Below are 26505 nucleotides of genomic sequence, written 5' to 3' on the forward strand. Positions count from 1 at the left end.
TTCTCTAGAATGGGAATTTGTAGTGCTGGCTTGTAGGTAAAGGATGAGAAGGGAACTATTTTCAGTTTCTTGTACAATAAAAAACAAAGAATAGTGGTATATGTGTGTAATATAGCGTAAATACATTCTAGATAGAAGGTAAAAGAAATTGGATTTTATACTTTGAGCTGTTTTAATGGAAGCGAGAGCCGATTCAATCACTTCCCGATAGTTGTTTTTTTGTAATGAAGTAGGTGAGTATAAGTAATGGTTTTAGAAAAAGAGAATATGACCGGAAATTAAAATATTACTAAATATACGTAACTAATGAATACAATGTCTTTTTCAGTTATTATGTTGTAAATAATTTTATGATAAAATCTTTAACATAATGAAATAAAGGGGTAGTATTCTATGGGGTATTTCTCAAATGGTTTATTAGTTCTGTTTGTGCTTATCGTATGTAGTTGTATAATTTTTGGTTGATCATATAATGAGAGTCTTATACAAAAGAAGTTATCTTAAGTGAGATAACTTCTTTTTATTTTATGTTGAGAAGGAATTATCTTGTTCTCATGGAAGTTTGTTTAAGTTAATTTCATATTAAAGGTAATTTTATGAAATACAAACAATCGAGAGTATAAGGAGTATTCACATGAATAATAGTATAAATTACACAATGGAACACCCAACAGATTTCAATGAATTATTAGCGATGTATGAATCTTTAGGATGGAATTCTCTTCAATTAACGGTTAACGAGTTAGAACAAATGTGTAACCAAAGTTGGTATGCAATGTATGCTTTTGATGATAAGAAGTTAGTAGGGATGGGGCGTATTATATCAGATGGCGTAATAACAGGCGTTATTTGTGGTGTTTGTGTATTACCAGAGTATCAGTCCATTGGTATTGGAAAAGAAATAGTAGAACGATTAATCCATCACTGCGAACAAAACAAAGTTATTCCTCAACTTATGTGTGTGGAAAAATTGCAATCTTATTATGAATCTATAGGGTTTGAGGCATTTTCTGTTGGAATGACAAAACATATTATAAGATAGTGGAGCTTTATATTTCCAGTTTACTCGTACATATCTTCAAACTTCAGTATAAAGGAGAGTTGCTATATGGAGATTGCCAAAGGGGTAGAAATGTTACAACTTGAGTTTCAAGAATTTATTATTCACCCAATTCTTTTATGGGATGATGAAATGGCAGTTTTAATAGATACTGGTTTTCCTGGACAATTTGAAGATATACAAGTAGGGATGGAAAAGGTTGGGGTATCATTTGATAAGCTAAAAGTGGTGATTTTGACGCATCAGGATATAGATCATATAGGTAGTCTTCCGGAGTTATTGCAACGCTGTGGAAGTAATATTAAAGTTTATGCGCACGAGTTAGAGAAGCCATATATTGAGGGAGATTTACCTTTATTGAAGGATGGAAAAATTGAGAATCCACCAAAAGGAAAAGTGAGTAATACTGTGATTGACGGGCAAGAACTTTCGTATTGCGGTGGGATACTAATTCTACATACTCCAGGGCATACGCCGGGGCATATTAGTTTATATTTGAAACAAAGTAAAACTCTTATTGCAGGAGACTCAATGTATAGTGTGAATGGAAAGTTAGGAGGAATTCATACCCCAACAACTTTAAATGTTAAAGAAGCACAGCAGTCTTTGAAGAAGTATTTAAATTTAGATATTGAATCTGTAGTTTGTTATCATGGTGGATTAAGTAAGGGGAATATAAATATTCAAATTCAAAAGTTGTAAAGGTGGGAAGTAAAATTTTTTTGTTAAATAGTGCTAAAATATAATTTAATTACGAGTATGTAAATAATAAAAGAGCATGTTTGAATTTTCAAACATGCTCTTTTATTAAATGGAATCTATTAATATTAACAGCCTAATCCGTTCCAATAAAAAGAAACGATTTCTTGTGCTAATTCATCTATATTTGTAAGAATAGGATTGTGATTCTCATCTTTAAAATTCCCAATCGATAATAAAGATACGAATGCATGAGCCACAAACTTAGCGTTTCCTTTTGGGATTTCTCCAATTTGCATCGCGTTATCGAGTGCTTTTTCTAGCACTTCATACATGCTATCTTCAGCATTTTTTAATTGTTTCAATTGTTCTTCAGATAACGATAGCTTTGCATCTTTCATAAAATTTTTCATATCAATATCCATTGTTGCGTGTAAGTAGACTTTAGCAAAGTCCAATAATCTTTCTTTTAAAGTTTTATTTGTAGAAAGGATTTGAGACATATTCTCGCGTATACGTACCATCATTTGAATCATAGTAGCGGTAAATAAATCTGCTTTTGTTGAATAGTAATAGTAGACGGTTGCTTTCGTAACACCACAAACTTTTGCGACATCATCCATGGAAACGACTTGATAATTTTGAGTAAGAAATAGCCGAGTTGCCACTTCCAAAATGGTTTCTTTTGTAGATTTTGTATTTTTATTTTGACGAGGCCTTCCAAGAGGACGTTGTTTTTGTTCCAAATCTATTCGCTCCTGACATGTATTGTTGAGATAATTATAACACAAATTTTTATTCATTCTTGATTAATTAACCGACCAGTATATATAATTAATAGTGGAAGAGAAAAGAAAGGTGGGTTTTTATGAAAAAGCACCCGTTACATATGTTAGGGAGGCTTGTAGCAGGGAAGCATACACAATGGATAACTTTATCGGTATGGATTCTTATTACATTAGTACTTTCATTTACGTTACCGCAAGTAAATAGTACGAAAGAACCGAATCCGAAAAATTTACCTGAAACAGCTATGTCGCAGCAAGCGGAAGCACTTATGAAAAAAGAGTTTCCGAATAATGCAGGGAATCCTTTATTAGTAGTATGGTATAGAGATGGTGGATTACAGTCGCAGGATTATAAACTCATACAAGATGTTTATAAAGAGTTAAAAGCTGGTCCTTTAAAGGAGCAATCAACATTACCACCATTTGATACAATCCCGGAACAAGTATTATCAAAAAGTGCATCAAAAGATGGTACATCATTTGTTACACCAGTATTCTTTAACAAGGCTGCTGGAACAGATATATTAAAAGGAAATCTTGATGATTTAAGAAAGATAGTGAATAGTAAGGTCGATGGAGATCCATTTAAACAAAAAATAAGTGATTCTGGATTACATGTTCGATTATCTGGACCAGTAGGCATTCAAACAGATGCAGTTAGTTTGTTTAGTCAAGCAGATGTAAAATTATTAATTGCAACTGTACTACTCGTATTAGTCCTATTAATTTTACTGTACCGTTCACCAATCTTAGCAATTTTACCTTTACTTGTTGTTGGCTTTGCATACGGTATTATTAGTCCGACGCTTGGTTTTTTAGCTGATCACGGATGGATTAAAGTAGATGCACAGGCGATATCAATTATGACCGTACTATTGTTTGGTGCTGGGACGGATTATTGTCTATTTTTAATTTCGAGATATCGAGAATACTTGCTAGAAGAAGAAAGCAAATATAAGGCATTGCAACTTGCAATTAAAGCTTCTGGCGGAGCAATTATAATGAGTGCGTTAACTGTTGTACTTGGGTTAGGAACACTATTACTTGCTCATTATGGTGCCTTTCATCGATTTGCAGTACCATTTAGTGTTGCTGTATTCATAATGGGAATTGCTGCTTTAACGATTTTACCAGCGCTATTATTAATTTTCGGTAGAGCTGCATTCTTCCCATTTATACCGAGAACAACTTCAATGAATGAGGAATTGATAAGAAAGAAAAAGAAAGTAGTAAAAGTTAAAAAATCAAAAGGTGCCTTTAGTAAAAAACTTGGAGATGTCGTAGTACGAAGACCGTGGACAATAATTATGCTCACTGTATTTGTATTAGGTGGATTGGCATCATTTGTACCACGTATTCAATACACATATGACCTATTAGAATCGTTTCCTAAAGATATGCCTTCACGCGAAGGATTTACGTTAATTAGTGATCATTTCTCAGCTGGTGAACTAGCGCCAGTAAAAGTTGTTGTTGATACGAAAGGAAAAGAGCTTCCTATAAAAGAGGAACTAGAGAAATTTTCGTTTGTAAATACAGTTAAAGACCCAAAAGAGGGTAAAGAAAATAAGGAAATACAAATGTGTGAGGTTTCTTTAGCTGAAAATCCATACTCAATTGAAGCGTTAGATCAAATCCCTAAATTGAAAAAAAGTGTAGAAAAAGTATTAAAAGATGCTGGGGTTAATAATGCAGAAGATCAACTATGGATTGGTGGAGAAACAGCGTCATTGTATGATACAAAGCAAATTACGGAACGTGATGAAGCAGTTATCATTCCAGTAATGATTAGTATTATAGCTTTATTATTACTTGTTTACTTACGATCAATTGTTGCGATGGTTTATTTAATTGTAACGGTTGTATTATCATTCTTCTCGGCATTAGGAGCAGGGTGGTTATTACTTCATTATGGTATGGGGGCACCGGCCATTCAAGGTGCGATACCTTTATATGCATTCGTATTTTTAGTTGCTTTAGGTGAAGATTATAATATCTTTATGGTTTCAGAAATATGGAAAAACAGAAAGACACAAAATCATTTGGATGCAGTAAAAAATGGGGTTATACAAACAGGTAGTGTCATTACATCAGCAGGTTTAATTTTAGCAGGAACTTTTGCGGTATTAGGTACACTTCCAATTCAAGTTCTTGTTCAATTTGGTATTGTAACAGCAATTGGTGTATTACTAGATACGTTTATTGTTAGACCGTTACTTGTACCAGCAATTACAGTTGTTCTAGGACGCTTTGCTTTTTGGCCAGGAAAGCTTTCAAGAAAGAGTGAAGAAGTACAAAAGGTGGATGCATAGCTAAGAAAGCCAAGGATAATTTTCCTTGGCTTTTTTCTATGTAGTTTATTAATTTTTTGAAGTCAAATCTTCAGTTTCAGCGTGATCAGCATCTTCAATAGCAGTTTCTGGCATTCCATATAAGCCGTTCATTGCTTGTTCTTCGATATTAAGATTTGCAGTATTATCATTTTGAATAGGTGTAGCGTTTTCGGTAACATTTTCTTTTTTATTTACATTTTTATTATCCATGTAGGCATCCTCCAAATTTCATTTGATTTATGTATAGTATGTGGTTGGATTTCAAGAAATATGTGAATAGATTTTTGCAGACGTTATATAATTAAATAAAAACTTGAGGATAAAATTAAATTGTATGGAGTGAATAGGTGTGGTGAAAACAAGAAAGTTAGCCTTCTAAAATAAAATGAAATTTTAGGAGGCTATTAAAATGAGGTTTCATATAATTGACAGAGAAAATTGGAATAGAGAGCAGTATTTTGAACATTATCTAAAGTTGAAATGTACATTTAGTATGACTGTGAATGTTGATATCACAAGGTTATTAAAGGAATTACATCAAAAGGAATTACATCAAAAGGGAATAAAATTTTATCCCGTTTTTATATATTTAATTTCTAGAGTAGTAAATAATCATAAAGAATTTCGAACATGTTTTAACGATGAAGGAATTTTAGGATATTGGGAGCAAATGATACCAAGTTATACAATCTTCCATAAAGATGATAAATCTTTTTCAAGTATATGGACGAATTATTCTAGTGATTTTCACATTTTCTATAAAAACTATGAAGAGGATATGAGATGCTATGCTAATGTTCATGGTCTCTTTTTATTTATTAATACTAAGTAACAGTGGAAAATATAGGTTGATATGTAGTTTAATAGTAAATATAGTTGTTAATTTTAATTTTCTTTATTTTATAACTATATATTTCGAAAAACTTCTTATCTTGTAACAATGAAGGGGAAAATAAAATGACAATAATATCTATAGAAAAAGCTTCAATTTTAGATGCCGAAAAGTTAACAGAAATAATGACAAAAACATTTGATGAAGAAGCAAAACGATGGCTATCCGGTCAAGGTAATGTTATTGACTATAACATCCAACCACCAGGATATTCTTCAGTAGAAAAGATGAAATATTCGATTGAAGAGCTGGATTCTTTCAAAGTGATAATGGATGGAAGAATAATCGGAGGAATTATAGTAACAATCTCTGGTAAATCATATGGCCGAGTTGATCGTATTTTTGTAGATCCTGTTTACCAAGGAAAAGGAATTGGATCACATGTTATAAAATTAATAGAAGAGGAATATCCGAACATAAGGATTTGGGATCTCGAAACATCCAGTAGACAAATAAATAATCATCATTTTTATAAAAAAATGGGCTATGAAATCATTTTTAAATCTGAAGATGAGTATTGTTATGTAAAAAGAATCACTGTAGATTCAGCTGAAGAGGACGTAATAAAAAATAAAGATATGAAAAATAGCCAATACGAAAACTGTAATCTAGCAAATACAGAGTATTATCAAGTGAATTTAAAAAACGGTTCCTTTGTTGGTAGCAATATGATGAATATGAAGATGAGTAATTGTAATTTGAATCAATCAAATTTTAGAAATATAAATTTTAGAAATTCTTCATATGCAGATTTAAATCTTTCTGGTAGTAAATTTGATTTTGTGACTTTAGGTGGAGTTCAATTTAAAGATACAAGTCTCGGAGAAGATAAGGATCCTATTTCATTTAATAGATGTGATTTAGAAGGTAGTACGATTAGTAATAGTAATCTGAAAAATATTGAAATAGAAAATTGTGATATATTCGGTATGAAAATAAATGGTATGCCAATTGAAAATTTACTTGAGTTATATAATAAATTGAAAAGTTACGTGGTGTAGATAAGGTGTTCGTAAATCAGATGCAAAACTAAAATAATTGTGTAAAAATAACATAAAGAAATAAAGGGAAGAAGGACTTTCACCCAGGGTTCTAGAATGAATTATTGTTATGGATATGGAGGAGAGGAGATATGGGGATCAAAGTAAGAGCGGTAGAAATTCAAGATGCTAGAGCCATTCATCGTATTGTGAACTTAAAAGAAAGTTGTACACTTTAAAAGGAAGTTATACATGTTAAAAGAAGGTTATACATTAAATAATATAATTGTTAGGTAAGAGCATAATACAAAAAACATGTTGTTTTTTGTATTATGCTCTTTATTATGAATTCAAAGTTTTTCATCTCCAAATTTAGACCTGATACGTTTGAAATATGGTTGCTATAATAAAGAGTTTTATAAACAAATAAGAAAATAATGTTTCATAAAAAGTGCTACCTCAGTTAAATCCCTCGTTTTGTTTTATATACTCATGAATCTATTTATATATAGAAAACACATTATAAAAGATAAGACGGTTGGCAACTAGATAATGATATTTAAGAATTTCCTTTCTGTTCCTCGCAGTCATTTCCAGAAACAAAGACTTTCCTAACAAAAAAGAGTTACTACGTAAATCTGTTTTTTAGTATACAATTCATAGCAACATATCTTTAATCCTAATAGGAAATCATTCTATCTTATCCTATGAAAAGAGAAATAAATTTGTGTACGAGTCACAATTGAAAATTAATTGTCCAAAACACTAGGATACTTATATACCTTGAAATCCTGATAAAATATAGAATATACAAGTTGTAAACATTCATTATCATAAAAACTTTTATATGTAGGTAGTCTTGGAAATAGGGGATCAGTTATGTCTACATCTGCATAATTTCCTTCATGTGACATTTTATCAGATTGATGATGCCATGATTTTGTTATGATATGGAGTGGAGATTTTTTTAGATTATATTTCATTTCTAACGCACGAATTTTTATGTTAAACCGCTCAAGGTAAATATAATTGGAAACAAATTGCTCTTCTCCAAGTATATATTGTTGATCAATATGTGGGTCTAAGTAAGCCTGCTGCTTTTTTATATGCTGAATATAATATAAATATTGTTTGAACGAAAATCCTTTCACACTGTTTTCATCATTATAAAGGAAGTGTTTAATAGGCTTCCATTGCGGTAGCTGATATCCTGGAGGACCTATATGTGAAACGAAAGAACTAACCGCTCTATAATAGGGATTTCTGACTAATTTGTATGTCTTTTTTTGATTCTTTTGTAACGCTTTTATCAGTTTACTTTGATAGGTGGGTGCTACTTTATATACCTCATACTCGTAATTATGAATAAAAGAATGATATTTAAATGCTGTTTTTAATTCATTAATTTGATAAAAAAACCAATGCGCAAGGGAGGTACAACCACTTTTTTGACTCCAAAATAAAATGAGAGGAAAATCTTTTTGAAAATGTGGTATACGTTCTTGTGCAACTATAACACTAGATGCATTTGAATTTGACATCACGTTTTTCTCCTTTTTATATATTGATGCTATCCAATAATTGACGTATCCGATGATCATAAGTATGCTCCCGTAACGTTCTTTTATATGCATTCGTTGCAATTTGTAATCGTTCTTTTTCATGCGCTAAATAATACTCTGCTTTTGTAATGAATTCTGTAGAGGAATGAAACGTTTCTATTTCAGAACCTAATGTGTAATGTTTCATAAGATTACAACGTACATCTGTTAATTGAAAAGCACATGCATTTGCAATTTCAAATGTCCGGTTATTGATAGAATGTGCTTCAATTTGTAAAGAGTTACAATTCAATGTTTGATCCTGTGTAGTACGATGCATGTTGATATTAATTTTAGTAGATGTATAATACTGTAAGCTCTCCTCATATGTCCCTAAGGCTTTCAATTTAATTTTATCTTTCAATAATTCATAATTCTGTAATTCCTCCCAACCGTAACCTATAATACATGTGTTTTTTTGTTTCAAATAATCTGCAATGGAATCAATAAAAGACAATCGATTTTCAAATGCAGTACCTAAAAAAGTAATATCATATAAATAAGAGACATTATTATGTGCTGGTTTATATATACTTGGGTCTGATGCTAAAGGGATGTAAAATACATGATTGCAACCTATTTTTTTGTAAAAATCGATTATTCCAGAATCTTGTGTAAAGACATAGTCATACTGTGGCACAATGTGTTGTGTAAGATCGGAATAATAAGGATCATCTGTTAACCATAGTCCCGTTTTAAAACCATAATCTTTTAACATGGGAATGACCTGATTGAAATCTGGATGTAAACCGTGTAGAACTAGGATGAAATCTGGTTTTGTTTTGATTGCTGTTTTAATAGCTTCTTTACTGGAAACCATTGTGACAGTTTGTACGGCTTTCTTAAGAGCATTATATATAGACATTTCTAATGATGGATAATAAAAAGGGATACCAGATTGCACGAACAAAATATTTATATTTAAAATGCTCATCCTTGTCTCCTTTCTAAATTCATATTAAAAAACGCATCACACAATACATTAAATTATTATTTTGAAGCGTGAACCAGAAAAGCTAATTTTGAATATTGTAAATGATATCATCATTTACACTGCTCTAATTTTTAACTTTTTTATTAGTGTATTGTAGCGTTCAATGTTAATACCTTTTATGAATTGAATAAAATTTAAAATTCAATTGTATTTATATCATACTATTACTTTTTATGAGGATAGGAGCGAATTTATAATGTGTGAAACTGTCAAAAGAGTCATTACACATGGGGGGCGCATCCCTCACTTTCAAAAAGATTTTCCACTTATTTTATTTTGGAGCCATAGAAGCGGTTGTACATCTTTTGCAAATTGTTTTTTTTACCAAATTGGGTTACATGCTGAGGCTATTAAATATAATCCTTTCATTAATTATTATGAATTCCAAGTATATAAAAATAAAACAAGTTACCATGAAGAATTAGAAAGAGAAGTTTTACAGTTAAAAAAAGATACTTTTAAGTTGGTACGAAATCCATTTAAAAGAGCAGTTAGCTCATTTCTATTGCTGTATGACAACCCTTATGCAGAAAAACAATGGAAAAGCATTAAACAATATTTCTATAATGACCAAAATAGTAATAAAGGAATATCTTTTAAACAATTCTTATATTACGTGAAAGCACTTGACCCGAAATCTAATTCTTTAGATCCTCATTTTTCACAACAGTATATTCAAGGGGAAGAAAAAATGATTAAAAACCATATAAAGCTAGAAAACTTTAATGAAACAATCTCTAAAATTGAACAAGAATATGATTTACTACAATCAGATTTATCCCTTCTTACACACCCCCCCATCACAGAGCACATCAAATGACTGTTAAAGGGAATTATGCAGATGTAGATATAACAGATCCTTCATTACCGAAGTTACCGACATATAAAAGTTTCTATGATAAAGAAACATTAGACCTAGTTGTGGAAATATTCCAAGATGATTTTCTAATGTACCAGTATCCCAAAGAAAGCTTTTGATTTTCATTTTATAAAAGAAAAATCTTTAGTAAACCGCTATTTCATTCATATGAATTAGGTTATCTAAAATTTAGTTATATATGGTAAAGAGGAGAATTATATAATGAGTATTTCAATCATAATTATGGGGATGGTTGTAGGGGGGCTAGTTGGAATGACAGGAATAGGAGGAGCTGCATTACTGACGCCCTTTCTATTAACGGTAGGCATTACCCCATCTATAGCCGTTGGTACAGATCTACTATATAATTCTATCACTAAAATGTTTGGGATAACCCAACATTGGAAACAAAAAACAATTAACTACAAACTAGTAAGATATTTAGCTTTAGGTAGTATACCTAGTGCAATTATCGCAATAACAACCATTCAATTCTTACCAATTTTGCATCAAAATCGAGAAGAATTGCTCAAATATATAATAGGTTATGTTCTAATTGTTGCAGCCATCTCTATTTTTATAAAAATCCTTTTTTACGATCAATCTGTTCCAAATTACTTTCAAAAACAAACTGTAGAACAAAAGAAGAATGTAACTATTTTTATTGGTGCTATACTTGGTTTTGTTGTTGGACTTACTTCTGTTGGCTCTGGTTCTTTATTTGCTATTGTTATGATATATTTATATCAAATGAAGCCATCTGAATTAGTAGGAACAGATATTACGCATGCTTTTATATTAGTTACTGTTGCAAGCATACTAAATATGAAGTTAGGAAACGTAGATTATATATTAACAATCAATTTGCTTATCGGTTCTATTCCAGGAGTCATCATAGGTAGTAAATTATCTAGCAAGATTCCTGTTAAACCACTACAATTACTTTTAGCTTTAATTATTTTCGTTAGTGGACTAAAATTAGTCATTCTGTATTGAAATTTAGAAAACGTGACAAATTTTCGTTTAAAAATATTTTAGTTTTTTATCTAAAAAGTTTTTCACCTTATCTAGATTATTATGGTGTTTATTTCCTATTCTATAATTTATCTCCTTGACAAGTTTTTCAGGGCTTTCCAGTAGCTTATCAAAATGTACATCAATAATATCTTTGTTTTCTTGCTCAAGTAGATTCCGGTAATATAGAAGGTTTTCATGATAACGTGTCAAGATACTCGCAGCAGTTTGTTCGTCAATCTTATTCCTGTTTACAAGAGAAGATACAGATTCTTGTATTGGTCGCCAAGTAAATATATATGTAATGTCCTTTAACTGATTCAGATATGGTTTCCATATATCAAATGTTAAAATCATTCTAGGGTCTTTCAATCCCCATAGAGGTTTAATATGTTTACTTAAAAAAGAGAATATATCACTTGATAGTTCGATGGAGCAACGAAGCTCTTCTCTTTTAGGTGGGTTATTCCAAGCGGCACCAATTGAATTAAGAATTTTATCATTTAGATGCACAAAATCCACATTTTCAAAGTAACCTTTTGGATTAGTAGATGAAGGTTTTAATAACGAATCTCCCATATGTATCCCTAAGACATCCAATATTCCAGCTGTCGCACTGGAACCAGAACGATGAGAAGATAATATTAAAAATAGTTTACTTTTATTTGGAATACTCAAAGAAACTCCTCCTTTTAACAACTTTCATTATTTTTTGATAAATATATTTAAGGGTTTCTTTATTTCAAAATAAACTTTAGCAAAAAAATAGTATAAGAAATTACTGCTCTCATCATTCACACCCTCCAAAAACGTGCATATAATATTATGTATGTTTATATCCAATATAGATCTTGGTCAAAAGAGCACTATATCTAGGTTTTCTTTTGGATTTTATGTGGATAAGCATTATATACAATAACATAGGTTTATTAGAAAAGAGCCGCATTTATAGTATTATAAATGCGGCTCTTTTCTTTTTCAGGTACATCAGGAGTAACAGGAAATACATTTATGTATTGTATACATATGTTTGGTTATAAAAATTAGAATAAAAATAAGAAATATATTTGGTATTCCTTTTCTATGATTTCTGTTCAAGGTTCTAATTGTTGCCTTCATAAACAATTAAAAATACTAATGTTAACTTTAAAGCATTGACAATTAATTGAAATATGGTGGATTTATAAAAAAGATGTGGATCTTCTAGTTATAGAGACACAATAGGTGCATCGTTGATACATTTGAAGCTCATTTAAGAGAAAGATATCTCGATGCATCTCATTATAGTTTAATCGTAACAGGCGACCTCGGACACGAAATTGCTTATGACTTACAACATAAACATGGAACAAAAGTAACAAGTAAGTATTTTCAAGATTGCGGAATACTCATGTATAGAGAAGGGCAACCTGTAATAGCCGGAGGAAGTGCCCCAGGCTGTTCGGCAACAGTCGTATACGTACATTTATTACCGATTACATGCTCCGGTAATGCCCTCGTTCACGGGTGCGATGGAAGAAGCTGCAAAACACCGGAATTATCGGTGTAATTCCTGGCATGTTTAAAGTAACAAGTACCGGTGTATCAGCAGCTATCATTTTCAGATTCATCGACACACTACTATTGAAAGCAAAAGGAAAAGAGATATTTGTATGACAGTAATTGCTAGTGTAAAAACTTGTCTCTCATGAATGTATGCTAGAAATGGAAAGCGTCATTGCTGATTTAAGGAATAGGGTTTTAGTGTTAGAACGTGAAGAACCTCAATATAAAGGGTTTTATTAAGTAGACTGGAGGAAATTACTATGTCGTACCTACCTGAATGGACACTTGTCATTCTCCGCTCTGTATTTATATTAATTATTTTATTTGCTATCACAAAATATTTAGGGAAAAGGCAAATCTCTCAACTTTCTTTTTTCGAGTACATAGCTGGAATGACAATTGGTAGTATCGCAGCTCAAGTATCTACAGGGCTAGACCAAAAGTTTTTCCATGGCGTCTTTGCAATACTTATTTTCGCTTCAATCCCTTTTGTTGTGGGGGTTATTTCTTTAAAAAACAAAGCCGCAAGAGATTTCTTTGAAGGTAAGTCTACAGTTTTAATAAAGGATGGCAAAATACTTGAGGATAATTTAAAGAAAGAAAAGTATACAAGTGATGAATTACTTGAACTTCTCCGAGGGAATGGGACCTTTAGTATATCCGCAGTAGAATTTGCCATTTTGGAACCGAGCGGAGAATTGAATGTATTATTAAAGAAAGCTTCTCAGCCCCTTACTGCAAAAGACCTCGGCTTAAAAGTACCAAATGAAAAAGAACCGCAAACTGTTATTATGGATGGAAATGTACTAGATGAGCCTCTTTCAGCAAGCGGGCATAACCGCGCTTGGTTACATTCTGAGCTTGAAAAACTCGGTGTTGTTATTGAAAATATCTTTCTTGCTCAAGTGGATTCATACGGACAACTTACTATCGACATTTACAATGACAAACTCCAAATGCCTTCTCCTCAAAACAAACCTTTATTGTTGGCATCTTTAAAAAAATGTTATGCGGATCTTGAACTATTTTCTTTAGAAACGAAATCTAAAAAGGCAAGTAAAATGTATAGTAAAAATGCACAACAAATTGAAGCTATTTTAAACAGGATAACCTACCTTTTAAAAGAATAAAAAGGATGTTCTGTTATCTTTGTTTTAGCGAGTGAAAACAATATATAGGGGGAGTACCTCATGCACATCATGCTAACGGATTAAAAGCTGCTAATTAAACAAAAATAGCCATAATCTATTTATAATTAGATTGTGGCTATTTTAAGTGGCCCAAAAAAGAAAGAATTGTTGTTGTGCACCAAAGATAAGAGGTCATAAAAAAAAGATAATGTATTGAAACACGTGATGTTTCACAAAGATATAATGATGAACATTTTTATATTATGTATATATAATATATAGTGAGTGAAAAAATAAAAGAACCCGTTTTTTATAAACGGATTCTACTCTTTAGGTGTGCAAGAAATTCAAGGTAACTGGACCAAAGCACCTTTTAGAATTTCTTTTGATATTAATGTATTCAAATAAATTAAAAACGGTAATGGAAATTAACAAAATCTCTATTTGAATATAAAAAGCTCTAGAGGGGACTAGGACTTTTTACATAATAAATCTTTCTGTAGTTAAAGGATTTACTAAAGATAACACAAAAATGTTTCATAAATGTATCAAAAAAGTGAACAAAATCGTTGTTTTAATTGGTTTAGTCCCTTGAAGGGCGCTTCAAAGAGCTAAGATTCAAGGGATTTTAAACTCTTGTTTAATTACATGAGAACTTCCTAAGGAAAATCTAGGGTATTTTAACACCCAACTGATTATTTAGAGAATTATATATTGATAAAAGAAACCCGGATTGTCCGCGGGACTTCTAAGGGTAAGTGTCAAGTAATGACGTACTCGACTAATTAAACATATCACGAATTTATTTGGTAAGAATATGGTAAATATATTCAGATATATAAGGTCATCATTTTGAACAAAAATACTGTTTTACACAACATGCAGTTAATAAAACTAAATGCTTGTTGTACGAAAGAAATGCCTCGCTTATAAAAATGATTAAAATGTTATACAGGAGTATAACAACAGTACATCTGTCCCAAATATTCAGTAAAGTATTAATTCGAGTACAAAAGGGTAATGTAAAATTAAGATTTTTTGTTAAAGGAGGATTATATGAATTTTATTTTGGAAGCATTTATTTTAATTTTGAGCGGCATTCTTTTATTACGAATAGCAGGTAGAAAATCTATTTCGCAAATGACGTTAGCACAAACTGTAGTAATGATTTCTATTGGTACAATTATTGTACAACCTATTGTAGAAAAAAGTGTATTAAAGGCTATTGTAAGTGCACTTATATTTGTCATTTCAGTGGTTATTTTGGAATATCTACAATTAAAATCAAATGCATTTGAGAAGTTTATTACTGGTAAATCTAAAACAGTGATTGAAAATGGCATTTTAAATGTTGTTGCTCTAAAGAAAATGCGTTTAACAGTGGATCAATTAGAAATGAGATTACGTAATAAGGGAATTTCAAAAATTGAAGATGTAAAAACTGCAACGCTAGAACCCAATGGTCAATTAGGGTATGAGTTAAAAGAGGATGCAAAACCATTAACAGTTGGAGACCTAAAAAAGCTAATTCAACCACAATTTTTAAATCAAAATATGATGTCAAATAATCTAAAAGATTTACAAGAAAAAATAATAATTCAAATATATTCCAAGAAATTAATGCTCACTCTCATCAAGAACATCATGATTTAAAGTGAAAAAATAAAAAGAGCAGTTAGCTTTTGCTAGCTGCTCTAATCATGGACGTGGGGTCTGCTATAGTATTATCGTAATAGTCAATTTTATTCAGTTAAGTGTGAATATGGTTAAAAAATAAAATACTGCATTGATACTACTAACATGTATCTAATTGTAATTGTGTTTGTGCTACTGTTATAATAGAGCATATATACTTGAAAATAGTGATCTGTAGCTAAAAATTAATAATCTTAATTTTGTGCAATAAAGCAATTAGTAAATGGAACTAACTGCTTTATTACATCTTACAAGCCCACACTTACAACAATGATTTGTAGCCTTGATTTACAAACGTAGTATAAATGACATTAGAAATAGTATGCGAAACGAAAGCGGATTTAATGAGTATTTTTTATTTTTTGTATAGACAGGGTGCACCTAGTGGAAGTATTAAATATTTAATGAAATTGCATTAGCGATAGGATAATGCTTGTTTCCCTAATGCTTCCCACGATTGAACGAAAATATCTTGGCTTACTTTGTGTGCTTTTTTCACAGTTAATGGGTCATTGATATAAATGTATTTGTCCTCTAAACCTACAATAACAACAGCGTGTAAATCCAAAGGAGCTGTAATTTTTTTGTCATCATGTTTCCAAGATTCCCATCTATCTGGAAGGCGATAATCTCCTGTAGTCCATACTACCACAGGTTTACCGAGCTTAATTTGAGCTAACATAGTATTAAAAGGTTTTCCTGTTAAGTTTACTGTGCGATTTGGTAGATAACGTTCCATTAATTCTTGCAACGGTTGAACGTGGACAGCGTATCCCTTATTTTTCCCAGTTATATCTCCGACAAAACCTTCTTTAGGATCTCCCCATTGAATGATGTCTCCACTTTTATTTGTAGACAGTGGAGTAGGATCTTTTTTTATCTCGTTAGCTAAATCCATTTTATTAACTTTAATACCTGCATGCTGTAATACCATCGCTAAGCTTGTAACTTCGCATCCATATTTTAATTCTGGCTTTTGTGATATAAGCGGCACATCTAAAATGATTTTTTTAGTGGCTGAAGTGGGAGATGGTTGTAAAGGTTTACTTTTTGGAATTGAATGTGTTGTATTTTGAATCAATTTGTTATCTTTTTGTTTAACTTGTAATTCATTCTTTTTAAGAGAGGATGTTTTTTCTGAACATCCCGCTAAAATTAAAACTAAGGTATACAAAGTTAGAAATCTTTTCATATCATTCACCTTTTAATAGTACTTACTTAATACCATAATATTTTATTATCCGATACTTTTAGAGGTATAGAACGTTTAATAAGCTTCATTTTATGTGGCAAATTCCAAATACCTACGTGTAGTAAAAAGGAAGCCCACGCGCACCGATTAATAATTTGTAACCTTAAGTTACAGTTATAGTATAAGCGAGTTGAAGAGAGCTATGCAGGAATAAAAAGTATTAAAAGCTTTATTCCCAAAATGACTAATGAACCGGGTATATATCTGTCTAAAATGTTTCGTTAATCAAAATGAACTTTTTTGAACATTTTATGATTTGTAAAGAGAGAAATGAATATTGAATCCTTTAACAAAATAGGAAGTGAGTATATTTCTTTCTTTTTATACAAATTATTAAGTGTGAAATACTTATGAAATCAGTAGCTTTAATTAAGAGATTGTAAATTGTCGAGGTGATTCAATACATGCCAAAGTTAGATGTAGAGGGATGTAGTCTTTACTACATAGTAAAAGGAGAAGGGACTCCTATCATTTTTATACACCCACCTACACTTACCTGTGAAAATTTTGAATATCAGATAGAAGAATTATCTAGAAATTTTAAAGTAATCGCTTTTGATGTCAGAGGACATGGGAACAGTCAGAGTTCAAGTCAGCCAATTACGTATTCACTAATTGCTAAAGATATGAAGAGTTTACTGGACCACTTGGAAATAAAAAAGTCTTTTGTATGTGGGTATTCAACAGGAAGCTCAGTTGCCTTGGAATTTTTATTAACATATCCCGAAAATAGTTTAGGGGGAATTTTAATAGGTGGAATGTCAGAAGTGCGTAAAGGGTACTTAAAAAACAAGATTTCTCTAGGTGTCCAATTGGCGAATGCAAGAGCAATTTCATTTTTAGCATTTGCCATTTCGTGGGGGAATTCTAATACAAAAAAATATTTAAAAGAATGTTTCGAGAAGCTCGGAAAGGTAATGCAAAAAATATCGAACAATATTATCGCTATAGTTTGCACTATAATTGTACCAATCGCCTTAAAGACATTCATCTACCTATGTTATTGGTTTATGGACAAAATGACAAAACTTTTTATAGTCATGCAAACTTACTACATGAAGAATTGCCATGTAATGAATTAAGATTTATTACGGGTGCAAAACATCAAATACCAACAAAAGCGGCTACAGAGTTAAATCAAATGATTGAGCAGTTTGTTTGTACGCATTCTAAGGTTTCTAAAGAAGTTCTTAAATCATAAAGTATTATCTCAAATCTAAAAGGGATTTAAAATTAATATTTTCAAAAAGGATAACGGGATGAGTTTTGTTTCTAACTTGAGAAATTATGATGAACAGTAGATCAATTAGAAATGAAATCGTGGAAACAGGGGATTTTCGAAAATTGAAGATAAATAAAAAATTAACAAGTGTAAATGTTAAAAAGTTAATTCGGATCATCATATCCAAAAAAGAAACTTGTACGTATTAAACCAGATTAGCCGATTTCCTGTAAAATAAGGAACCGGCTATCCGCTTTTTTATGGAGTTGTTGTCTTTTAATAGTAACAGTTATTAGTTTGGATTATTTTGTTTCTTTTGTGTGTTAGGCGTAATTTCATCAGCAAACTCTATATTTGCCAAGTTTACTTTGGATGGAATAAATGTTCTTATTTTATTTTGAAAACCGTGAAACATATGTTTTACAGGTCTCATCATACTTGAATTACGTGATTTAAGTGAATTAATTGCTGGTTGTTATAATACAATTAACATGATGAGTACATAGATTCAGCAAGCACCAGATCCCGAATTAAACCAATTATTGTAACAACATTTTCCATTACATGTGCAGGATTATAATTTAAAAGTTGAATTCGTACAGAGTCAAAGTGGACCGAATGTTGATAAATTTCAGACATATAAGTTAACGTCTATACTATCTTCTTACTTAAAAACACCTGTTGAAGAGTTGCCACCTGTTACTCCGGATGTAAACGGAGCACCACCTAATAACCGAGCAATTGCAACTGGATACTTATTAAATCAAAAGTCGGCAGCTTTAAATTATGCTGGTTCTGTATTAGAATGTGCAAACCCTAGCTTAAGAACATTCTTAGAAAATGCTTTCTTAAATAGTGGTAGACATGCATACGATGTATGGCAATATATGGTCAAAAAAGGATATTATCCATTATCTACAGCTCCAGAATCAGAAGTGCAAACTTTAGCTAATATATACCAACCTGTTAATCAATCTTTTTAAGCATACAATTAATTTTGAATTCATGTAATTTGATTTAAACACTGTTAAGAATCTTGATTTGAAAAAAGAGGATACGCAATTAGAAAACGCTAGTTTTTTTACTTAGGAATTTTTCATTTCAAATGGCCTGTTAGGATGTTAAATGGTGAGTAGTTCAATTTAATACAAAATAATAAAAACCAAACAAATATCTGTTTGGTTTTTATTATTTTATATCAAGAGAGGCAATCTATTTCAAGCATCTATATTGCTTCATATAAATAAATTTCCCAAGCTGATGACTTCGATGTAAATATTTTTTCAAGAGATAAATTGTTTTCTGCTACATTTTCAATTGGGACAGCAGAAAATATGTAACGACCACCCATTTTTTTGAAATGCTCTATATTTAGTTCTACATTTTTCAAGCGTCTGTTCGAGTTTTTTGTAAACATATAGTGTTTTCCAAGTTCCTCGGTAAAAATATAACAGCGGCCACCCCATTCGTCAAAATACGTACGAAGCGTTTCATTTTTCGCTAGTTCCTTCTCGATTATTTTTCGGAATTCATATTTATACGATAGAGGATAAAAATTATTATATGTATCAAGTGTATAGAATCCATTGTACTGAGCAATAGCAGGATGTAAACCAATACTAGCGACACGGTACTGTTCCAAAGGTAAATCGATATACTCTTTTATCTTCTGGAATTGTTCTTCTGCAAAAAATTCCTTTACTGAAGGTTTATTTTGAAAAATAAGTTCTTCATTAAAAAAGCTTAACAAAATAATTTGAGCTACCACAAAGCCTGTTACAGCGTGTCTCCATATTTTCCCTTGTAACCATAAAACTTTTAATCCAAGAGCGAATAAAACATAGATAATTAACGGGCGTAAAAAATGATAACGTGCAAAATTAAATGTATCTAAAATGTGAAAACGTTTTGTTAATGGAAGCCAACCTTTATAAAACCAAAAAGCATACCAAATTGACAAAGCTATGTTAAACCAAAACAAAAAAACAAAGACTTTTTCTTGCTTCCATTGTTTCTTAGTAATGATAAAATACAACGCAATAAGTATGACAGGTAAAATAACAAATGTATGGACTGTCATGACATGGGTATGTCCGAAAAGGAAATTTTTCAATGTGAGGCGGAGAGACCGCCATAACGATAATCTTGCATGAAAATATTCATCTCTACTGTTAGGTGCAGTAGATAAAAAGAAGGAAGATACTAAGCGATATTCTACAATCATGTAAATGAGCGTCATATAAACAATTGAAAAAAGAAAACGAAAGTTCCATTCTTTTTTTATTACTAAGTCCACTAACCAAAGGACTCCCATTCCGCTTAAAAAAAAGAAAAAACCTAAAACAATACTCGAATATAGAGGAATAAGAGTGAGTACAAAATAGTTCTTCCACGACTTTTCTCCTTTTCGAATATTTAAAAATGCCCAAAGTGCAAGAGGCATTCCGAGAGTACTAAGCATTCCTGAAGGCCAGAAAGGAGTAAGAGCAAAAGCTAATGAAACTCCTACTGCAATGACCCTCCATTCCTCTCTAGGTAAAAAATGTTGTTTTAAAAGAACATACATCCCTATAAACGCAACCACTCTTGTAATCGTTTGACTCAATGCATATGCAACCATATTTGGAAAAAAAGCATACAACCAAACGATACCACTAAATTCCGTACTAAATGCGTTTCTTGACAATTGATTGTTTATCACCTGTGGAATGGTAGCATCAATCGGGCCTATTATCTCTCCGCTCCTTGCCAAAACCTTATACCAGGACAAATTGGAATCAAGATTATCATGAACGCGAATATGCGCATTTTCTCCAAGAATAAATAAAGGAGACAAATAAAGAATGAGTATAATTGCTGCAAAAACAAGTAATTTTATTTCTTTGTTATTCTGGTTTAAAAACATTGAAGGCACCTCAAAAAATTTTCAAAAAGTTTATTTATAAAATTTCCTAAACGAAAGAAATTATCCCTGGTTAATAAGAGGTTGTGATTTTTTGTAAATAAGAAACTTCTTGTATAAACATGAGTGTGGAAGAGGGAAGAATACCAGAGGAAAATGGATCTGTTTCTTAATTTTGATTAGTTTTATAAAAAAGAAAAGTCTTAACAGTTAAGTCGCTCAAAGACTAGATTGTAAACATTATTTAATCTAAATAAAGAAAAGAATTATGGCAGTGAAAAACACGTGCTACAATTCTTTTTAGTATATTTAAGATTTATTCAATTTGTCTTTATCGTCTACAGCTATACCCTCTTCTATATTGACAGTCTCTTTTACAACATAGATTGGTCGATTCTTACTTTCGTCATAAATACGAGCGATATATTGACTGACAATACCAAGACCAAGAAGTTGCACGCCACTGAAGAATGTGATAGCAACCATAAGAGAAGCCCATCCAGTTTGAATGTCTTGTCCAATAAATTTAACAATAACTGAGTATATTAAAACTGCAATAGAAATTAATACAGAAATTAAACCTAAAGTCATAACCATTCTTAATGGCTTTGTAGAAAATGCAATAATACCATCTGAGGCAAATCTCATCATTTTCTTTAAGGGATATTTTGTTTCGCCCGCAAAACGTTCATTTCTTACGTATTCAATATATGTTTGACGGAATCCAATCCAAGACATCATTCCACGTACGAAACGATTTCGTTCTGTCATTTGTTTGAATACATCTGCTACTTTACAATCAATAAGACGGAAGTCACCTGTGTCTTTAGGAATATTAATATCAGACATGACATTTAAGAAGCGGTAGAAATATTTAGCTGTTACAAGTTTAAACCAAGTTTCACCCTCACGCCGTTTTCTTTTTGCATAAACAACCTCATAACCTTCTTCCCATTTCGCAATAAGTTCTGGGATGACTTCAGGTGGATCCTGTAAATCAGCATCAATGATGACCATAGCATCACCTTTAGCAACATCAATTCCTGCTGTTACAGCTATTTGATGTCCAAAATTACGAGCAAAGTTTATGATTTTAGCACGAGAATCTTCGGCTGAAATACCTTTTAAAATTTCCATCGTCCGATCGGTACTACCATCATTTACAAAGATAAATTCATAATTAATATTATTTTGTAGCATAACAGACTTTAAACAATTATAGCATTCTTGTGCTACTTCTTCTTCAAAATACATAGGAACGATAATTGAAATAAGTTTCTCCAAGCTTTTATCCTCCTTGTAGTAGGGATTTGTTGAATTATTGCAAATGATTTTGTTTGTTGAATGTCCAAAGTTTATGAAGGAAAAAATTCATTATCATGCCAACACTGATAGAAAAAAGTTGTGAGATAAACTTATTGATAAAAAGTTTATCAACTGATATGAATAAGGTAATTGTGTTAAAAATTAATACAATTAAATTTACAGTTAGGAATTTCAAAAATAATGATATCTCTTTATTTTTGAATTCAAAAACCCAATTTTTATTCCAATAATAACTGTTAATAATACCAATTAAATAAGCTAAACAGTTAGCGATAAGGTAATTAATACCAAATTTAACCAAAGTTATGTAGCTAATCATTGTAATAAGTGTATTTAATATTCCTATCAAGCTAAACTTTAAAAATTTCTTCATAATGTAGTATCCTCATTTTTATAAAAGATATAAAAATATATAATGATAATTTGCAGCTTTTATATAAATCAATGATTACTTTAAAGGTTTATTAGGTATCACCATTTCAAAAAGAAGATTGTACATTTAGACATAAATGAACCGGTTCCCTGTAAGATAAAGAACCGGCTATCTATTTATTGTTGCTTTGATGAGATTTTTGTCTTGTAATGGTGGTGATTATTAGTTTGGTTACCATGTCTCTCTTGGTTGTTAGGCGTAATTTCATCAGCAAATTCCATATTTGCTAAATTTACTTTGGATGGAATAAATGATCTTGTTTTATTTTGAAAACCTTGGAACGTATGTTTTATAGGTTTCATCATACTTGAATTACGTGTTGCCAATAACCCTAAAACTGTTCCTAATCCTAGTAAAGAAGCCCAAATCCATCCTTTATTGTTTTTCTTTTTATTTCCGAATAACTCAAGTATTAGTTGGATTATTTTCCCATAATTCAATGGTGACATCAAAAAGTTAAATATATTCAATTTTGTCCCCCCTATAAAAAATCATAAAAAGAAACACTAGGTTCATTTCCACATTATTTATAATGCGATATTTTATAGAAATTTATGATACCAACTTATACTAATAATTCTTGATTTTTAAATTGGAACCCTTAATGTTACCTGAGTATTTTGTTAAAATATGTGAAATTCAAAAGTGAGATAAAAAGCTATATATTATTGGATTGGAATTTTATAAATTCTTTTTTAATAGCCGGTTATGTAAAGTCGAAAGGGTGAGTAACGCAAGAATCGAGCCTACTAAGGCAAGTGACATATCCCATTGTGCATCCCATATATCGCCTTGCATACCTAAAAAGTCTTTTGCTGTTGTTCCTCCCTTTGCTATTTTAAAAGCTAACCATTCGATGATTTCGTATAATGCAGCAATAGCAAGTGAAATACTTATACTAATCGTAATTAACCAAGGGCCTTCGGTAAGTTGAGTTTTCCGTAATAAGATTTCTCTTATCACAATGATAAATAAACCTTTTATCAGATGTCCAAATCGATCGTAGTGATTTCGTTTTAAATCAAAAATATCTTGTATCCAATTAAAAAGAGGCACCTCTGAGTATGTGTAATGACCACCGACAAACATTGTTATGGATAATATTGTAATAATCATATAAGAGAGAGTGGTGAGACGAAACTTATTGTACGTTGTAATTACAATGAATAAACTGAAAATAGCAGGAATAGCTTCTGCTGCCCATGTCGAGTATTTTGCAGGGTTAATAACAGACCATATAAAAACAGCGATAACAACCAATAATAAAAATAAGTGAATAGCTGCACGTTTGTTTCTTATCACTTTTTTCACTCCTATTGAAAGTTTTTTTACTTGAAGTATTTGGAAAACCACAATTCGTATACAGAGTACTTAGAATTGTTAACCTTGTTTTATACTTACGAACAGCTTTTTAATGAGTAGAATAATAAGAAAGGATCTGCATACTACATATTTCTCTTTCGGGAGGGAATAATATGTATATAATATTTCAAAAATAAAGGAGAACATCTGCATGAATTACAAAATGTTTAGGGCTATCAATCGTCTAGCGGGTCGTAATTCAACTTTGGATACATTTATGATATTTATTTCACAAAAGACTCGATTCCTGTACGTTTTTTTATTAGCCTTAATGTGGTTTAGAGGAAATTCCTACAAAAAAATTATTTTATTTGCTGGGGTATCAGTTGGGTTCTCATTATGTATAAACCGTTTCATCCAGCTGTTTTATTTTAAGCCTCGTCCGTTTGTTATACATCGTGTGCGTTTACTTATCCCATCAAAGAATAATTCTTCATTTCCTAGTAAACATACAGCCTTAGCATTTGCCTTATCGACCTCTGTCTTACTTCGCGAATGCTTGTTTGGCTCAATTATGTGGTTTTTAGCAATCTTGACAGGTTTCTCACGTATTTGGCTAGGACATCATTATCCATTTGATATAATAGGAAGTGCTTTTATAGGAATCTTAACCAGTATGGCTATTAATAATACTACATATTTATTTAATTCTTTTGTTACCTGGATTATAAGGATCTATAGAAAAATAATTTTTGTGAACTAGAGACACTGCTTACAACACCTTCGATAAATCATAGTACATAATCTTGCATATTTTTTATTAATGCTACTTTTCCTCGAGATATGTTTTGCAGTAAACTACAAGCATTTAGTTAATTACTTGAAGAAAAGAAAATATTTACTTGCTTTTATGTCTACTATTTTATCTGTAGGTTTTTTATGCGGTTGCAATTGCGTTGATGAAGATGAGCCATATCCAACAGAAGAAATTCGAGAAATAATTAATAATATAGGGGTTATCATTCACATACTATTACCAAACAGCCTAATTGGAGTAGAGCGATATATATAGTGATTTAATGGAATAGAACAAGTAAAAAAACACCTCTTACTATCGTATTTATTAAAATACGATAGTAAGAGGTGTTTTTAGTTATAATAGTAGCATTTCAAAACTCATGTACTTTTTGTTTTTTCTAACAATCATCATGCTACCATGGTATTTAATTATAATTATCATGATTGTATAACAAAAATTTTAATATTGAACGCTACATGTCCTTCTTTATTTAAAGATGCTTGTTCATACGTAATTTCCGGAATTTGTATAATGTTTCTTGGACATGGAATGAAAGGATGATAAGCATGAAGTGGCTTATAATTGGGATCGGGATTCTGTTATTGACTATTTTATTTATATTGTTTTTGAAAATATCTTTAAAAATTACTTTATTATATACAGAAATAGAAAAACAGTGTTTACTACAAGTTGAAATATGGAAATTTAGATATACGTTTGATGTGTTAGAAAGAATAAAAAAGCAGCAAAAAAAGACTGGACAAAAAATTGAAAAAGCAGAAAAAGAGGGCGGTATTGAAAATAAAGTAATGGCACAGATTGATAGTATTGGAGAGATAGTAAAAAAGTTGCAAGAGATTCATTCTGTACTTAAAAAAAATCTGAAAAAAGTTAAAATCAATCAATGGAGATGGCATTCACAAATTGGAACAGGGGACGCAGCTAGTACTGGAATCATAACAGGTTTTGCGTGGTCAATAAAAGGAATGGTTGTCGGAATTGCTGGAGAATATATGCACATTATTGATATACCAGAGCTTGAAATTACACCTGTATTTCAAGGGAAAGGTTTTGCATCTAGGTGTGAATTAACAGCGTCATTTCATATTTATCGTTCAATAATAACTGTATTTATGTTACTTATATTCGTGAAAAAACAACAATCTGTAAGTACAGAAAAATCTGTTCAAACATAAAGTACTTTGAATTATTTTATGTTTTATTTCAAGGAAGTGAAACAAGCATTTTATAGAGAGATAAAAAAGCTTTGATTTTAGGGATTCCTCAGGAGGTAAATTAATTAATCGGATTGATCTTAATTTTGATGTCTCTACTATTACTCATTGAATTGAAATGTATACAATGGTACTACCTGATTGGGGATTAATTCCAAATGGAGCGTATAGTCTTTTAACGGGAGGCTTTCAAAATAAGACAATGAATCTGTTCCTTCTAAACTGCGGTTAAAAGATGAATTTGTTTGGAGTATCTTTATAACACTAGCTGTTACAGAAAAAGTAAAGTTAACTTATAATAACATTGTTTATGGTGTATTAGAGTTAAAAGAAAAATACGTACCAAATAAAGTTGAAGAAGTAAAAAAGGTGTTTCAAATAATAGATTCTCAACACCATGAAATAGTTGATGAATCAATTTCAGATGATATTCAGTAGAAATTA

General features: G+C 31.0%; 23 protein-coding genes and 7 pseudogenes. 18 read left to right on the forward strand and 12 right to left on the reverse strand.

The genetic code is table 11. The features are described from left to right. Nucleotides 1-634: 634 nt before the first annotated feature. Complete coding sequence (locus AAG068_RS11730) at nt 635-1042, forward strand: GNAT family N-acetyltransferase (protein WP_342719389.1); 408 nt, start codon at nt 635-637, stop codon at nt 1040-1042. Nucleotides 1043-1108: 66 nt separating this feature from the next. Next, nucleotides 1109-1762: an MBL fold metallo-hydrolase gene (locus tag AAG068_RS11735; protein WP_342719390.1), complete on the forward strand. Its 654-nt coding sequence runs from the start codon at nt 1109-1111 to the stop codon at nt 1760-1762. A 125-nt stretch (nt 1763-1887) separates the two neighbouring features. On the opposite strand, the gene AAG068_RS11740 is transcribed toward AAG068_RS11735, so the two are convergent. Next, nucleotides 1888-2511, reverse strand: coding sequence for a TetR/AcrR family transcriptional regulator (locus tag AAG068_RS11740; RefSeq protein WP_342719752.1), 624 nt, complete (start codon nt 2509-2511; stop codon nt 1888-1890). A 116-nt stretch (nt 2512-2627) separates the two neighbouring features. Between AAG068_RS11740 and AAG068_RS11745 the strand changes: the two genes are divergently transcribed. Next, complete coding sequence (locus tag AAG068_RS11745; protein WP_342719391.1) at nt 2628-4859, forward strand: MMPL family transporter; 2232 nt, start codon at nt 2628-2630, stop codon at nt 4857-4859. 48 nt (nt 4860-4907) lie between these two features. On the opposite strand, the gene AAG068_RS11750 is transcribed toward AAG068_RS11745, so the two are convergent. Continuing rightward, nucleotides 4908-5090 carry a DUF4021 family protein gene (locus tag AAG068_RS11750; RefSeq protein WP_342719392.1) on the reverse strand — a complete coding sequence of 61 codons (183 nt, stop codon included), beginning with the start codon at nt 5088-5090 and terminating at the stop codon, nt 4908-4910. A 199-nt stretch (nt 5091-5289) separates the two neighbouring features. Between AAG068_RS11750 and AAG068_RS11755 the strand changes: the two are divergent. Next, nucleotides 5290-5691 (forward strand): annotated as a pseudogene (locus AAG068_RS11755) (CatA-like O-acetyltransferase); the annotation flags it as partial. 146 nt (nt 5692-5837) lie between these two features. Continuing rightward, nucleotides 5838-6773 (forward strand): GNAT family N-acetyltransferase, encoded by a 936-nt coding sequence (locus AAG068_RS11760; protein ID WP_342719393.1) that lies wholly within the window; start codon nt 5838-5840, stop codon nt 6771-6773. 728 nt (nt 6774-7501) lie between these two features. Here AAG068_RS11760 and AAG068_RS11765 read toward each other — a convergent pair. Both AAG068_RS11765 and AAG068_RS11770 read right to left on the reverse strand, forming a co-directional pair. Next, the gene (locus AAG068_RS11765) at nt 7502-8293 is read right to left on the reverse strand and encodes a sulfotransferase family 2 domain-containing protein (protein WP_342719394.1); all 792 of its coding nucleotides are present in this window, start codon (nt 8291-8293) and stop codon (nt 7502-7504) included. A 16-nt stretch (nt 8294-8309) separates the two neighbouring features. Next, nucleotides 8310-9287: a CgeB family protein gene (locus AAG068_RS11770; protein WP_342719395.1), complete on the reverse strand. Its 978-nt coding sequence runs from the start codon at nt 9285-9287 to the stop codon at nt 8310-8312. A 256-nt stretch (nt 9288-9543) separates the two neighbouring features. On the opposite strand from AAG068_RS11770, the pseudogene AAG068_RS11775 reads away from it, so the two are divergent. Beyond that, a pseudogene (locus tag AAG068_RS11775) lies at nt 9544-10325 on the forward strand (sulfotransferase family 2 domain-containing protein). A gap of 103 nt (nt 10326-10428) precedes the next feature. Continuing rightward, entirely contained in the window at nt 10429-11202 is a 774-nt protein-coding gene (locus tag AAG068_RS11780) for a sulfite exporter TauE/SafE family protein (RefSeq protein ID WP_342719396.1), read from the forward strand. A 27-nt stretch (nt 11203-11229) separates the two neighbouring features. Here the strand turns inward: AAG068_RS11780 and AAG068_RS11785 are convergent, their stop codons facing one another. Next, nucleotides 11230-11898: a sulfotransferase family protein gene (locus AAG068_RS11785; protein ID WP_342719397.1), complete on the reverse strand. Its 669-nt coding sequence runs from the start codon at nt 11896-11898 to the stop codon at nt 11230-11232. Nucleotides 11899-12451: 553 nt separating this feature from the next. Here AAG068_RS11785 and AAG068_RS11790 point away from each other — a divergent pair. From AAG068_RS11790 to AAG068_RS11805, 5 genes and pseudogenes are all read left to right on the forward strand, one after another. Next, nucleotides 12452-12691: pseudogene (locus AAG068_RS11790) on the forward strand (stage V sporulation protein AD); the annotation flags it as partial. 35 nt (nt 12692-12726) lie between these two features. Then, nucleotides 12727-12876, forward strand: coding sequence for a hypothetical protein (locus AAG068_RS11795; protein ID WP_428845990.1), 150 nt, complete (start codon nt 12727-12729; stop codon nt 12874-12876). Nucleotides 12877-12894: 18 nt separating this feature from the next. Further along, nucleotides 12895-13005, forward strand: a pseudogene (locus AAG068_RS29940) (DUF1657 domain-containing protein); the annotation flags it as partial. A gap of 20 nt (nt 13006-13025) precedes the next feature. Next, complete coding sequence (locus tag AAG068_RS11800; RefSeq protein ID WP_342719398.1) at nt 13026-13895, forward strand: DUF421 domain-containing protein; 870 nt, start codon at nt 13026-13028, stop codon at nt 13893-13895. A gap of 1056 nt (nt 13896-14951) precedes the next feature. Continuing rightward, a complete protein-coding gene (locus AAG068_RS11805) occupies nt 14952-15548 on the forward strand; it encodes a DUF421 domain-containing protein (protein WP_342719399.1) in 597 nt (198 codons plus the stop codon). A 457-nt stretch (nt 15549-16005) separates the two neighbouring features. Here AAG068_RS11805 and AAG068_RS11810 read toward each other — a convergent pair whose 3' ends face one another. Next, a complete protein-coding gene (locus AAG068_RS11810; protein WP_342719400.1) occupies nt 16006-16782 on the reverse strand; it encodes a C39 family peptidase in 777 nt (258 codons plus the stop codon). A gap of 464 nt (nt 16783-17246) precedes the next feature. Between AAG068_RS11810 and AAG068_RS11815 the strand changes: the two are divergent. Then, nucleotides 17247-18043 (forward strand): annotated as a pseudogene (locus AAG068_RS11815) (alpha/beta fold hydrolase). A 313-nt stretch (nt 18044-18356) separates the two neighbouring features. On the opposite strand, the gene AAG068_RS11820 reads toward AAG068_RS11815, so the two are convergent. Next, a complete protein-coding gene (locus AAG068_RS11820) occupies nt 18357-18500 on the reverse strand; it encodes a hypothetical protein (protein WP_342719401.1) in 144 nt (47 codons plus the stop codon). 70 nt (nt 18501-18570) lie between these two features. On the opposite strand from AAG068_RS11820, the pseudogene AAG068_RS11825 reads away from it, so the two are divergent. After that, nucleotides 18571-19047 (forward strand): annotated as a pseudogene (locus AAG068_RS11825) (spore coat protein). Between the two features lie 242 nt (nt 19048-19289). Here the strand turns inward: AAG068_RS11825 and AAG068_RS11830 are convergent. The 5 genes from AAG068_RS11830 to AAG068_RS11850 form a co-directional block, all read right to left on the reverse strand. After that, nucleotides 19290-20969, reverse strand: coding sequence for a DUF6044 family protein (locus AAG068_RS11830; RefSeq protein ID WP_342719402.1), 1680 nt, complete (start codon nt 20967-20969; stop codon nt 19290-19292). A gap of 306 nt (nt 20970-21275) precedes the next feature. Continuing rightward, nucleotides 21276-22250, reverse strand: a complete 975-nt coding sequence (locus AAG068_RS11835) for a glycosyltransferase family 2 protein (RefSeq protein ID WP_342719403.1) — start codon at nt 22248-22250, stop codon at nt 21276-21278. Between the two features lie 34 nt (nt 22251-22284). Continuing rightward, nucleotides 22285-22665: a GtrA family protein gene (locus AAG068_RS11840; protein WP_342719404.1), complete on the reverse strand. Its 381-nt coding sequence runs from the start codon at nt 22663-22665 to the stop codon at nt 22285-22287. Between the two features lie 176 nt (nt 22666-22841). Next, complete coding sequence (locus tag AAG068_RS11845; protein ID WP_428845991.1) at nt 22842-23174, reverse strand: hypothetical protein; 333 nt, start codon at nt 23172-23174, stop codon at nt 22842-22844. Between the two features lie 232 nt (nt 23175-23406). Next, nucleotides 23407-24027, reverse strand: a complete 621-nt coding sequence (locus AAG068_RS11850; protein WP_342719406.1) for a DUF2238 domain-containing protein — start codon at nt 24025-24027, stop codon at nt 23407-23409. A gap of 211 nt (nt 24028-24238) precedes the next feature. On the opposite strand from AAG068_RS11850, the gene AAG068_RS11855 reads away from it, so the two are divergent. The 4 genes and pseudogenes from AAG068_RS11855 to AAG068_RS29945 all read left to right on the forward strand — a co-directional run. Further along, entirely contained in the window at nt 24239-24790 is a 552-nt protein-coding gene (locus AAG068_RS11855) for an undecaprenyl-diphosphatase (RefSeq protein WP_342719407.1), read from the forward strand. 117 nt (nt 24791-24907) lie between these two features. Further along, entirely contained in the window at nt 24908-25099 is a 192-nt protein-coding gene (locus AAG068_RS11860; RefSeq protein WP_342719408.1) for a hypothetical protein, read from the forward strand. Between the two features lie 284 nt (nt 25100-25383). Beyond that, a complete protein-coding gene (locus AAG068_RS11865; protein WP_342719409.1) occupies nt 25384-26022 on the forward strand; it encodes a DUF2953 domain-containing protein in 639 nt (212 codons plus the stop codon). A 252-nt stretch (nt 26023-26274) separates the two neighbouring features. After that, nucleotides 26275-26499, forward strand: a pseudogene (locus AAG068_RS29945) (hypothetical protein); the annotation flags it as partial. Nucleotides 26500-26505 lie beyond the last annotated feature (6 nt).

Origin of the sequence: Bacillus paramycoides, from assembly GCF_038971285.1 — a bacterium.
Taxonomy (GTDB): Bacteria; Bacillota; Bacilli; order Bacillales; family Bacillaceae_G; genus Bacillus_A.